Source organism: uncultured Eudoraea sp. (genome assembly GCF_947490415.1).
Classification (GTDB): Bacteria; Bacteroidota; Bacteroidia; order Flavobacteriales; family Flavobacteriaceae; genus Eudoraea.
The window spans coordinates 13493-26576 of record NZ_CANLGX010000009.1 but is presented as its reverse complement, the minus strand read 5'-3'; the positions used below and the strand labels follow the sequence as shown (position 1 = coordinate 26576).

Sequence of the window (13084 nt, the reverse complement as noted above, 5' to 3'; positions counted from 1 at the left end):
GGGTTTTATACTCAGTTCGGTACTGGAAAAATTTCAGTGGAATTGTTGAAATATTGTAAAATAAAATTGCGGGAGTAGCTCAGTTGGTAGAGCGTCAGCCTTCCAAGCTGAATGTCGCCGGTTCGAACCCGGTCTCCCGCTCAAAGAAATTGAGTTAACGTTTGCTATTTTGATTAAGGTTGACATTAGACCTGATTATCAAAATATACAACCTGGAGACCCATAAGCCGACGTAGCTCAGGGGTAGAGCGTTTCCTTGGTAAGGAAGAGGTCACGGGTTCAATTCCCGTCGTTGGCTCAAATAAATTAGGCATTAATTATTATACACTAATATAAACTAAGATTAAATTCATTCAAAATGGCAAAGGAAACTTTTGATCGTTCCAAACCGCACTTAAATATTGGTACTATTGGACACGTAGATCACGGTAAAACTACATTAACTGCTGCTATTACATCTGTTTTGGCAAACGCAGGATTATCTGAATTGAGAAGTTTCGATTCTATCGATAACGCTCCGGAAGAAAAGGAACGAGGTATTACAATTAATACATCGCACGTTGAATACTCAACAGCGAATCGTCATTACGCACACGTAGATTGTCCAGGTCACGCGGATTATGTAAAGAACATGGTAACCGGTGCTGCACAAATGGACGGGGCAATCCTAGTGGTTGCTGCTACAGATGGTCCAATGCCTCAAACCAGAGAGCATATCCTTTTAGGACGTCAGGTAGGTATTCCAAGAATCGTTGTTTTCTTGAATAAAGTAGACATGGTTGATGATGATGAATTATTAGAACTTGTTGAAATGGAAGTCAGAGAGCTTCTGTCTTTTTACGAGTATGATGGTGATAATGGACCAGTTATTTCCGGATCAGCCTTAGGCGCCTTAAATGGAGAGCAAAAATGGGTAGATACGGTTATGGAATTAATGACTGCTGTTGATGAATGGATTGAGTTGCCAAAAAGAGATGTTGAAAAAGATTTCTTAATGCCTGTTGAAGATGTGTTTACAATTACTGGTCGTGGTACTGTTGCAACCGGTCGTATAGAAACTGGAATAGCCAATACTGGTGATCCTGTTGATATAATTGGTATGGGAGCTGAAAAATTAACCTCTACTATTACTGGGGTTGAGATGTTCCGTAAAATTTTGGATAGAGGAGAAGCTGGTGATAACGTAGGTATTTTATTAAGAGGTATTGAAAAATCACAAATTAGCAGGGGAATGGTTATTTGTAAGCCAGGTTCTGTAAAACCGCATGCTAAATTTGAAGCAGAGGTTTATATCCTTAAAAAAGAAGAAGGTGGTCGTCACACACCATTTCACAATAACTACCGTCCACAGTTTTATGTTAGAACAACGGATGTTACAGGAACAATAAATCTTCCTAGTGGTGTTGAAATGGTAATGCCTGGTGATAACCTGACTATTACTGTAGACCTTATCCAGCCTATCGCATTAAGCGAAGGGCTTCGATTTGCTATCCGTGAAGGAGGTAGAACCGTAGGTGCCGGTCAGGTAACTAAGATTTTAGATTAGTCGCTATATAATTTTTACACTAAGGGTGTCCCGCTTAGGCAGGATACCTTTCAGTGTAATTATAAACGGGTGTAGCTCAGTTGGTAGAGCACTGGTCTCCAAAACCAGGTGTCGGGAGTTCGAGCCTCTCCTCCCGTGCAGAACAGAAATAGGAGTGTGCAGAGAAAGACATAAAGTAATGGTGTTGTTTTGTGACTGATTAATAGAAATTTAAAGCTGCATTCTTAATAAGGAATAAAATAATCGATCGGTATGTTAACTTATATAAAGGAGTCCATAGAAGAATTAAGACATAACGTTACGTTGCCATCAAAGGCCGAATCTTCTAACCTTATGGTTATAGTTGCTGTGTTTTCTATATTGTTTGCTTTGGCAACCTGGGGTGTAGATACCGTATTCAGCAAACTGATACAACTTTACTTTAACACCTTAATAAATTAAGTTTGAGACCTATGTCTGAAGTATTAGAAAAGAAATGGTATGTAGTAAGAGCGGTCAGTGGTCAGGAGAATAAGATCAAGGGCTATATAGAAAGCGAAGTGGAACGTCATGGATTTGCTGATTATCTGGAAGAAGTATTGGTTCCTACGGAGAAAGTTGTGCAGATAAGAAATGGAAAAAAAATAAACAAAGAGAGGGTTTATTTTCCAGGGTATATAATGATCAAAGCTAATTTGGGTGGAGAAATGATTCATATAATCCGCTCCATAACAAATGTAATTGGCTTTTTGGGTGAGACAAAAGGTGGTGATCCGGTTCCGTTGAGAAAGGCTGAAGTAAACCGAATGTTAGGTAAAGTAGACGAATTAGCAATAAATACAGACAGCGTTGCTATACCGTTTATTCTTGGAGAGACCGTTAAGGTTATAGATGGACCTTTTAATGGATTTAATGGGACGGTTGAAAGAATTAATGAGGAGAAAAGGAAATTGGAAGTAATGGTGAAAATTTTCGGCAGAAAAACACCATTGGAATTGAGTTACATGCAAGTAGAAAAAGTATAGAATATTGTTACATATATATAAAAGTTGTGTTGCTTCCAAATTATGACACGCTTTAAATTTAATTTAAAACAATGGCAAAAGAAGTAAGTAAAGTAGTTAAACTACAAGTTAGGGGAGGTGTTGCGAATCCGTCGCCACCGGTTGGACCCGCTTTAGGTGCTGCCGGCGTTAACATCATGGAGTTCTGTAAGCAGTTTAATGCTCGTACACAGGACAAACAGGGCAAAATTCTGCCTGTTGTTATCACCGTATATAAGGACAAGTCATTTGACTTTGTTGTTAAAACACCACCGGCGGCAGTACAACTTTTGGAAGCGGCTAAGATTAAAAAAGGATCTGGCGAACCTAACCGAGTAAAATCAGGGAATGTTTCATGGGATCAGGTGAAAAGCATTGCAGAGGACAAAATGATAGACCTTAATGCTTTTACTGTAGAATCCGCAATGTCTATGGTAGCAGGTACTGCAAGATCTATGGGATTGAAAGTTTCAGGGAAAAGACCTTTTTAAAATCTTAAAAGCAATTTTTAACATGGCAAAATTAACTAGAAAGCAAAAAGAAGCACACGCTAAAATAGAGAAAGATAAACTCTATTCGGTTGAAGAAGCTTCTGCGCTTGTAAAAGAGATAACCAATGCAAAGTTTGATGCGAGTATCGACCTTGCAATTAGGTTAGGAGTAGATCCACGTAAAGCCAATCAAATGGTACGTGGTGTTGTGACATTGCCTCATGGTACCGGTAAAGATGTAAAAGTCCTTGCTTTGGTAACCCCGGATAAGGAAGCCGAAGCTAAGGAAGCTGGTGCAGACTTTGTTGGTTTGGATGAGTATCTAGATAAAATAAAAGGAGGTTGGACAGATGTAGATGTAATAATCACAATGCCAAGTGTTATGGGTAAATTGGGACCCTTAGGACGAGTTTTAGGTCCAAGAGGATTAATGCCCAATCCAAAGACAGGTACAGTAACAATGGATGTGGCTAAGGCAGTATCTGATGTAAAAGCAGGGAAAATAGATTTTAAAGTAGACAAGTCCGGTATTGTACATGCGGCTATAGGAAAGGCATCCTTTTCTCCAGATAAAATAGCTGGTAATGCCCAGGAATTACTGGATACTTTAAATAAGTTAAAACCGGCTGCGGCAAAAGGTATATATATGAAAAGTATATATATGTCAAGTACCATGAGTCCTAGTATCCAATTAGATCCTAAAGCAGTTTAACTGTAAACGTTTTAAAATCATGACAAGAGAAGAAAAAGCAACCGTTATAGAAGATTTGACGGCTCAGTTAGCTGATAATTCAACGATTTATTTGGCAGATATTTCCGGATTGGATGCAGTAGCAACCTCAGCATTAAGAAGAGCTTGCTTTAAAGCAAACATAAAATTGGCAGTAGTAAAAAACACACTACTGGCAAAGGCGATGGAAGCCTCTGAAAAGGAATTCGGTGAATTACCTGAAATATTAAAGGGAAATACTTCTTTAATGTTTTCAGAAACCAGTAATGGCCCCGCTAAGCTTATTAAAAGTTTCCGAAAAAAATCAGAAAAACCTTTATTAAAAGGCGCTTTTGTAGAAGAGGCAATTTATGTGGGTGATGAGAATTTGGATACTTTGGTAAATATTAAATCCAAAGAGGAGATGATAGGCGAAATTATTGGTCTATTGCAGTCACCAGCCAAAAATGTTATTTCTGGATTAAAATCCGGGGGTGGAAAACTGGCAGGAATCCTCAAAACATTATCAGAAAAATAACGAATACGCACTAAAAACTAAAATAATTTAAGAATTTTATTAAACGATAGAAAAATGGCAGATTTAAAAGATTTCGCAGAACAATTGGTTAACTTAACTGTAAAAGAAGTAAACGAGTTAGCTGATATATTAAAAGAAGAGTATGGCATAGAGCCGGCTGCTGCAGCTGTTGCAGTTGCTGCAGGGGGTGCCGGTGGAGGTGAGGCTGAAGCCGTTGAGGAAAAATCAGAATTTGATGTTGTTTTAACAGCAGCTGGAGGTTCTAAATTGGCTGTAGTTAAATTGGTTAAAGAATTAACTGGCCTTGGATTAAAAGATGCCAAGGATATCGTTGATAGCGCACCTAAAGCTGTAAAAGAAGGTGTGTCTAAAGACGAAGCTGAAGGAATCAAAAAATCATTGGAAGAAGCTGGAGCAGAAGTTGAGCTTAAATAATAGCAACAACCATACGGTTTTGGTTTAGGTCTTTTCACCTGTTTGGTGGCTAGACCTAAACCCTTTTGTATATAGTATATGATGTAATATACGACCCATTTTAGGTATTCACGTTCAAAATTTTGTCCATAGATGTTCACAAAACAGACTGAAAGAGTAAACTTCGCATCCGCTAAGAACATTCCGGACTATCCGGATTTCTTGGACATTCAGATTAAATCATTTCAAGATTTTTTTCAACTTGAAACAAAATCTGACGAAAGGGGCAATGAGGGTTTGTACAACACCTTCATGGAAAACTTTCCAATAACTGACACAAGAAATCAATTTGTACTAGAGTTTCTTGATTACTTTATAGATCCGCCTAGATATTCCATCCAGGAATGTATAGAAAGAGGTCTGACTTATAGCGTACCTCTAAAAGCGCGTTTAAAACTTTATTGTACCGATCCGGAGCATGAAGATTTTGAAACTATTGTTCAGGATGTTTATTTGGGTACTATACCCTATATGACACCTAGTGGGACATTCGTTATTAACGGTGCGGAACGTGTAGTTGTTTCTCAGTTACACCGTTCTCCGGGTGTATTCTTTGGTCAGTCTTTTCACGCAAATGGCACCAAACTGTATTCTGCCCGAGTAATTCCTTTTAAAGGATCCTGGATAGAATTTGCTACTGATATCAATAGCGTAATGTATGCTTACATTGATAGAAAGAAAAAATTACCGGTTACAACTTTATTTAGAGCAATAGGTTTTGAAAGAGATAAAGATATTCTGGAGATCTTTGACCTGTCTGAAGAAGTAAAGGTTTCAAAAACCGGATTGAAAAAGTTCTTGGGACGCAAACTTGCTGCCAGGGTTCTTAATACCTGGCATGAAGATTTTGTTGATGAAGACACAGGTGAAGTTGTTTCTATAGAAAGAAACGAAATCGTCCTGGATCGTGATACTGTTCTCGAAAAGGAACATATAGATGAAATTATTGATGCAGATGTTAAAACCATTCTGCTTCATAAAGAGAATAATGCCCAAAGTGATTATGCAATTATTCATAACACTTTGCAAAAAGATCCCACAAATTCTGAAAAAGAAGCTGTTGAACATATTTATCGTCAGCTGCGAAATGCAGAACCGCCTGATGAGGAAACAGCACGTGGAATAATTGATAAATTGTTTTTCTCTGATCAACGATATAATCTGGGTGAAGTTGGTCGATATAGAATGAATAAAAAGCTTGGTTTGGATATTGGTATGGACAAACAGGTACTTACCAAGGAAGATATCATAACTATAATCAAGTATTTAATTGAACTTATCAATTCCAAAGCAGAAATTGATGATATAGACCACCTTTCCAACAGGCGTGTTAGAACCGTTGGGGAACAATTATCATCGCAATTTGGTGTTGGTTTGGCACGTATGGCAAGGACCATTCGTGAACGAATGAATGTGAGAGATAATGAGGTGTTTACTCCGATTGATCTGATAAATGCCAAAACTCTGTCCTCTGTGATTAATTCATTTTTTGGTACTAACCAATTATCGCAGTTCATGGATCAGACGAATCCTCTTGCAGAAATAACGCATAAGAGAAGGTTATCAGCCCTAGGGCCAGGTGGCCTTTCAAGAGAACGTGCAGGATTTGAAGTTCGTGACGTTCACTATACACATTACGGTAGATTATGTCCGATTGAAACTCCTGAAGGACCAAATATTGGACTTATTTCATCTCTGGCGGTTTTTGCTAAAGTAAACCCTATGGGATTCTTGGAGACCCCATATCGAAAGGTTGATAATGGAAAAGTAGATACTAAAGATTTTGTATACCTGAGCGCGGAAGAGGAGGAAGGTATGAAAATATCTCAGGCCAATATTCCATTGAAGGATAATGGAACTATAGATCAGGAGAAAGTTATCGCCAGGGAAGAAGGAGATTTTCCGGTAGTGGATCCTATAGAGGTCAATTATACCGATGTTGCTCCTAACCAGATTGCATCTATTTCAGCATCTTTGATTCCGTTTCTCGAACACGATGATGCGAACAGGGCTTTGATGGGCTCTAACATGATGCGTCAGGCTGTTCCTTTATTAAAACCACAATCTCCTATTGTTGGAACAGGATTGGAAAGGCAAGTTGCATCAGACTCTAGAGTATTAATCAATGCTGAGGGTGATGGCGTAATTGAATATGTGGATTCTCAAAAGGTCACAATTAATTACAACCGTAGCGAGAATGAAAAATTGGTAAGTTTTGAGGAGGATTCCAAAACCTATCAATTGGTTAAATTCAGAAAAACCAACCAGGGTACCAGTATTAATCTTAAACCAATCGTCAAAAAGGGGGATAAGGTTAAAAAAGGACAGGTACTTTGCGAAGGATATGCTACGGAAGGCGGGGAATTAGCTTTAGGTAGAAACCTAAAAGTAGCCTTTATGCCTTGGAAAGGATATAACTTTGAGGATGCTATTGTAATCTCCGAAAAAGTTGTCCGCGAAGATATTTTTACTTCAATACATATAGATGAATATTCTCTTGAAGTTAGAGATACCAAATTGGGGGCAGAAGAATTAACTAATGATATTCCTAATGTTTCTGAAGAGGCAACAAAAGACTTGGATGAATATGGAATGATACGAATTGGTGCGGAAGTAAAACCTGGGGATATTCTTATTGGTAAGATTACGCCAAAAGGTGAATCGGATCCTACTCCGGAAGAAAAACTGCTTCGTGCTATTTTTGGAGATAAAGCAGGGGATGTTAAGGATGCTTCATTAAAAGCTTCACCATCATTACGTGGAGTAGTTATTGATAAAAAGTTATTCTCTCGTTCTATTAAGGATAAGCGCAAACGTTCAGAAGACAAGGAAGCAATTTCTAGTCTGGAACTGGAATATGAAGTAAAATTTCAGGAACTTAAGGATGTTTTGGTAGATAAATTGTTTAAACTTATCAACGGGAAGACTTCTCAGGGAGTATTAAATGATCTTGGTGAAGAGGTTTTACCTAAAGGCAAAAAATATACCATGAAGATGCTTAATTCAGTGGATGATTTTGCCCACCTTATAGGAGGTAGTTGGACCACGGATAAAGACACAAATATTTTGGTGGCCGACCTGCTTCACAACTATAAGATTAAGTTGAACGATCTTCAGGGGAATCTTAGAAGAGATAAGTTCACTATATCTGTTGGAGATGAATTGCCTGCAGGCATAATGAAGCTTGCAAAAGTTTATATTGCTAAAAAACGTAAACTTAAAGTAGGTGATAAAATGGCCGGACGCCATGGTAACAAAGGTATTGTTGCCCGTATCGTCAGACATGAAGATATGCCGTTCTTGGAAGACGGAACACCGGTAGACATTGTATTAAACCCTTTAGGTGTGCCATCTCGTATGAATATTGGCCAGATTTATGAAACGGTCCTTGGATGGGCGGGTCAAAAACTCGGAAGGAAATTCGCGACTCCAATTTTTGATGGTGCTACACTTGATGAGATTAATGAATTTACGGATGAAGCCGGGATTCCAAGATTTGGTCATACCTATCTCTATGATGGAGGAACTGGGCAACGATTCGATCAGGCCGCGACTGTTGGGGTAATCTATATGTTAAAATTAGGACATATGGTGGATGATAAAATGCATGCACGTTCCATTGGACCATATTCATTGATTACACAGCAACCTTTAGGAGGTAAAGCACAATTTGGTGGACAGCGTTTTGGAGAAATGGAAGTTTGGGCCTTAGAAGCATATGGCGCATCTGCTACCCTTCGTGAGATTTTGACTGTAAAATCTGATGACGTCATTGGACGTGCCAAAACCTATGAATCAATTGTAAAAGGCGAAACCATGCCTGAACCTGGCTTGCCAGAATCTTTCAATGTATTAATGCATGAACTTAAGGGATTAGGTTTGGATATTAGACTTGAAGAATAATAGTTTTTTTTACATATTTTAAATTTACTATCACCATATTATAATGGCTAGAATAAAAGATAATACCGCAATAAAAAGGTTTGATAAAATTTCAATCGGATTGGCTTCTCCTGAAGCAATTTTAGGAGAATCCCGAGGTGAGGTTTTAAAGCCTGAAACTATCAATTATAGAACTCATAAACCAGAGCGCGATGGATTGTTCTGTGAACGTATTTTTGGTCCTGTAAAGGATTATGAATGCGCATGCGGAAAGTACAAGCGTATTCGCTATAGAGGAATTGTTTGTGACAGATGTGGCGTTGAAGTAACTGAAAAGAAGGTTCGTCGTGACAGGGTGGGACATATAAATTTAGTAGTACCGGTTGCTCATATATGGTACTTCCGCTCCTTGCCAAACAAAATTGGCTACCTCTTGGGATTGCCTTCCAAGAAACTGGATATGATAATTTATTATGAGCGTTATGTGGTAATTCAGCCGGGTATTGCTCAAGGACCTGAGGGAGAGGAGATTAATAAGTTAGATTTTCTAACTGAAGAAGAGTATTTAAATATTCTTGAAACTATCCCTCCGGAAAATCAATATTTGGAAGATTCAGATCCCAACAAATTTATTGCCAAGATGGGAGCAGAGTGCCTTATCGATTTATTGGCACGAATTGATCTGAAACAACTATCTTATGATTTAAGGCATAAAGCCAATACAGAGACCTCAAAACAACGTAAAACGGAAGCCTTAAAAAGACTTCAGGTTGTTGAAGCTTTGAGAGAATCTCAGGATAACAGGGATAACAGACCAGAATGGATGATCATGAAGGTAATTCCGGTTATTCCACCGGAGTTGCGGCCACTTGTTCCTCTGGACGGAGGCCGATTTGCGACTTCTGATTTAAATGATCTTTACAGGCGAGTAATTATCAGGAATAATCGTCTAAAGCGATTAATGGAAATTAAAGCTCCTGAAGTTATCTTAAGAAATGAGAAGCGAATGCTTCAGGAATCAGTGGATTCTCTTTTTGATAATACGCGTAAGGCATCAGCAGTGAAAACTGAATCGAACAGGCCTTTGAAATCTCTTTCGGATTCCTTAAAAGGAAAACAAGGACGTTTTCGTCAGAACTTATTGGGTAAAAGGGTGGATTATTCTGCACGTTCAGTTATTGTTGTAGGACCTGAGATGAGCCTTTATGAATGTGGTCTTCCAAAAGATATGGCTGCTGAACTATACAAGCCTTTTGTGATCAGAAAATTGATCGAAAGGGGTATTGTTAAGACTGTTAAGTCAGCCAAAAAGATAATAGATAAAAAAGAACCGGTAGTTTGGGACATTTTAGAAAATGTTTTAAAAGGACACCCTGTCATGCTCAACCGGGCCCCTACGCTACACAGATTGGGGATACAGGCATTTCAACCCAAATTGATAGAAGGTAAGGCAATTCGTTTGCACCCTCTTGTTTGTACGGCTTTTAATGCGGATTTTGATGGTGATCAAATGGCGGTGCATTTGCCTTTGGGACCGGAAGCTATATTGGAATGCCAACTTTTGATGTTGGCTTCTCACAATATATTAAATCCGGCTAATGGATCTCCTATTACCGTACCTTCTCAGGATATGGTTCTTGGGTTATATTATATGACCAAGGAACGTAAATCTACTAAAGAAGTTCCTGTAAGGGGTGAAGGCTTAACTTTCTACTCCTACGAAGAGGTAGTAATCGCATTTAATGAAGGGAAAGTTGAACTGAATGCCGGGATTAAGGTGAGAGCTAAAGACTTTAATGAGGAAGGGGAATTAGTAAATCAGATTATTCCTACCACTGTTGGTAGAGTACTTTTTAATAAGGTTGTGCCGGAAGAAGCCGGATATATAAATGAAGTCTTGAACAAGAAGTCTTTACGTGATATTATCGGAAGGATCCTTGCTGTTACAGATGTACCTACAACTGCAGCCTTTCTGGATTTAATTAAAACCATGGGTTATGATTTTGCTTTTAAAGGAGGACTGTCCTTTAGTCTTGGGGATATTATTATTCCACAGGAAAAGCATACCATGATTGCTGATGCCAATGAACAGGTAGATGGAATTATGATGAATTATAATATGGGTCTTATCACTAACAATGAACGATATAATCAGGTGATTGATGTCTGGACTTCAACTAATGCCATGCTAACTGAATTGGCAATGAAGCGTATCCGGGAAGATCAACAAGGGTTTAACTCGGTGTATATGATGTTAGATTCAGGCGCCAGGGGTTCAAAGGAGCAGATAAGACAGTTAACAGGTATGCGTGGTTTAATGGCTAAGCCTAAGAAATCTACTGCAGGTGGTGGTGAGATTATAGAGAACCCAATTCTTTCTAACTTTAAAGAAGGATTATCTATTTTGGAATACTTCATTTCTACTCACGGTGCTCGTAAAGGACTTGCAGATACCGCACTTAAAACTGCCGATGCAGGATATCTTACAAGAAGATTAGTGGATGTTTCTCAGGACGTTATCGTTAATATAGATGATTGCGGCACTCTTAGAGGTATACAAGTTGAATCTTTAAAGAAAAACGAAGAAGTAGTTGAAACCTTAGGGGAGCGTATATTAGGAAGAGTCTCTTTACACGATGTCTATAACCCATTAACCGAGGAACTGCTATTAACTGCAGGACAACAGATATTGGAAGCTGATGTTAAGAAAATAGAGGCTTCCCCTATTGAAAAAGTAGAAGTTCGCTCTGCACTTACTTGTGAGGCTGCAAAAGGAATATGTGCCAAGTGTTATGGTAGAAACCTTTCCACCAATAAAATGGTACAGCGCGGCGAAGCGGTTGGTGTTGTGGCTGCACAGTCTATTGGTGAGCCCGGAACACAGTTAACATTGCGTACTTTCCACGTTGGAGGTATTGCAGGAAACATTTCGGAGGATAGCAAACTTGAAGCTAAATTTGATGGTGTCGCGGAAATTGAAGACTTACGAACCGTGAAAGGGGAGAATGCCGAAGGCAAAGCTGCGGATATTGTAATTTCAAGAACTTCAGAGATCAAAGTTGTTGATAGCAAAACTGGAATTACACTCAGCACAAACAATATCCCTTATGGTTCTCAAATCTTTGTTAAGAATGGCAGTAAGGTAACTAAGGCAGATATAATTTGTCAGTGGGATCCATACAATGGGGTTATAGTTTCAGAATTCCCGGGTAAAATTGCTTATGAGAATATTGAGCAGGGAATAACCTATCAGGTGGAGATTGATGAACAAACAGGATTTCAGGAGAAGGTGATCTCCGAATCCAGAAATAAGAAGTTGATTCCTACCTTATTGATTATGAATACTAAGGATGAAGTCTTACGTTCCTATAACCTTCCAGTTGGTTCTCATTTAATGGTAGATGATGGCGATAAAATCAAAGAAGGTAAGATTTTGGTTAAAATTCCTCGTAAATCGGCCAAAGCAGGGGATATTACGGGTGGTTTACCAAGAGTAACCGAACTTTTTGAAGCTCGGAATCCATCCAATCCTGCAGTTGTTTCTGAGATAGACGGAGTTGTTTCATTTGGAAAGATAAAAAGAGGTAATAGAGAGATTATTATTGAATCTAAACTTGGTGAGGTAAAGAAATATTTAGTAAAACTTTCAAACCAGATTTTGGTACAGGAAAATGATTATGTTAGAGCTGGTATGGCTTTATCTGACGGTTCTATTACTCCTGAAGATATCCTTGCAATTAAGGGGCCTTCAGCGGTACAACAGTATCTTGTAAATGAAGTGCAGGAAGTTTATCGCCTCCAGGGTGTAAAAATTAATGATAAACACTTTGAAGTAGTTGTGCGCCAGATGATGCGAAAGGTTCGTATTCAGGACTCTGGAGATACTACATTCCTTGAAAATCAGTTGGTACACAAAGACGACTTTATCAAAGAAAACGATGAGATCTTTGGTATGAAAGTAGTGGAAGATTCAGGCGAATCAGAAAACCTTAAGGCAGGCCAGATTATTACAGCGCGAGAATTGAGAGATGAGAATTCAATTTTGAAACGTGCAGATAAGAATTTGGTTACTGCACGGGATGCTGTTTCAGCAACGGCTACACCAATTCTACAGGGTATTACAAGGGCCTCGTTACAAACCAAATCGTTTATTTCTGCGGCATCGTTCCAGGAAACAACAAAGGTCTTGAATGAAGCGGCTGTTAGTGGTAAAATTGATTACCTGGAAGGATTGAAAGAGAATGTTATTGTAGGTCATAAAATTCCTGCCGGTACCGGTATGAGGGATTATGAAAATATAATCGTAGGTTCAAAAGAGGAATACGATGAAATTATGGCTCGCAAAGAAGAATTAAAGTTTTAAAATCATTAACCCTCAATTTTCTAATTGAGGGTTTTTGTTTTTTACCTTGGATTATTTTT

9 protein-coding genes and 3 tRNA genes are annotated in these 13084 nt (G+C 38.6%); all 12 read left to right on the top strand.

What is annotated here, in order from left to right:
• The first annotated feature begins 68 nt into the window (after positions 1 to 68).
• The 12 genes from Q0874_RS16695 (at position 69) to rpoC (ending at position 13025) form a co-directional block, all read left to right on the top strand.
• Positions 69 to 141: transfer RNA gene (locus Q0874_RS16695), tRNA-Gly, on the top strand.
• Between the two features lie 85 nt (positions 142 to 226).
• A tRNA-Thr gene (locus tag Q0874_RS16690) sits at positions 227 to 298 on the top strand.
• Between the two features lie 60 nt (positions 299 to 358).
• Positions 359 to 1546: an elongation factor Tu gene (gene tuf / locus Q0874_RS16685; protein ID WP_299164673.1), complete on the top strand. Its 1188-nt coding sequence runs from the start codon at positions 359 to 361 to the stop codon at positions 1544 to 1546.
• A gap of 65 nt (positions 1547 to 1611) precedes the next feature.
• A tRNA-Trp gene (locus Q0874_RS16680) sits at positions 1612 to 1684 on the top strand.
• 114 nt (positions 1685 to 1798) lie between these two features.
• Positions 1799 to 1987 carry a preprotein translocase subunit SecE gene (gene secE / locus Q0874_RS16675; RefSeq protein WP_299164672.1) on the top strand — a complete coding sequence of 63 codons (189 nt, stop codon included), beginning with the start codon at positions 1799 to 1801 and terminating at the stop codon, positions 1985 to 1987.
• A gap of 11 nt (positions 1988 to 1998) precedes the next feature.
• Positions 1999 to 2550 (top strand): transcription termination/antitermination protein NusG, encoded by a 552-nt coding sequence (gene nusG, locus Q0874_RS16670; RefSeq protein WP_299164671.1) that lies wholly within the window; start codon positions 1999 to 2001, stop codon positions 2548 to 2550.
• Positions 2551 to 2621: 71 nt separating this feature from the next.
• A complete protein-coding gene (rplK, locus tag Q0874_RS16665; RefSeq protein WP_299164669.1) occupies positions 2622 to 3059 on the top strand; it encodes a 50S ribosomal protein L11 in 438 nt (145 codons plus the stop codon).
• Between the two features lie 22 nt (positions 3060 to 3081).
• Positions 3082 to 3771 carry a 50S ribosomal protein L1 gene (rplA, locus tag Q0874_RS16660; RefSeq protein WP_299164668.1) on the top strand — a complete coding sequence of 230 codons (690 nt, stop codon included), beginning with the start codon at positions 3082 to 3084 and terminating at the stop codon, positions 3769 to 3771.
• Between the two features lie 19 nt (positions 3772 to 3790).
• Positions 3791 to 4306, top strand: a complete 516-nt coding sequence (gene rplJ, locus Q0874_RS16655; RefSeq protein WP_299164667.1) for a 50S ribosomal protein L10 — start codon at positions 3791 to 3793, stop codon at positions 4304 to 4306.
• A gap of 33 nt (positions 4307 to 4339) precedes the next feature.
• Entirely contained in the window at positions 4340 to 4741 is a 402-nt protein-coding gene (rplL, locus tag Q0874_RS16650) for a 50S ribosomal protein L7/L12 (RefSeq protein WP_367275463.1), read from the top strand.
• A gap of 132 nt (positions 4742 to 4873) precedes the next feature.
• Positions 4874 to 8683, top strand: a complete 3810-nt coding sequence (gene rpoB / locus Q0874_RS16645) for a DNA-directed RNA polymerase subunit beta (protein ID WP_299164665.1) — start codon at positions 4874 to 4876, stop codon at positions 8681 to 8683.
• Positions 8684 to 8726: 43 nt separating this feature from the next.
• Positions 8727 to 13025 carry a DNA-directed RNA polymerase subunit beta' gene (rpoC, locus tag Q0874_RS16640; protein ID WP_299164664.1) on the top strand — a complete coding sequence of 1433 codons (4299 nt, stop codon included), beginning with the start codon at positions 8727 to 8729 and terminating at the stop codon, positions 13023 to 13025.
• The last annotated feature ends 59 nt before the right edge of the window (positions 13026 to 13084 follow it).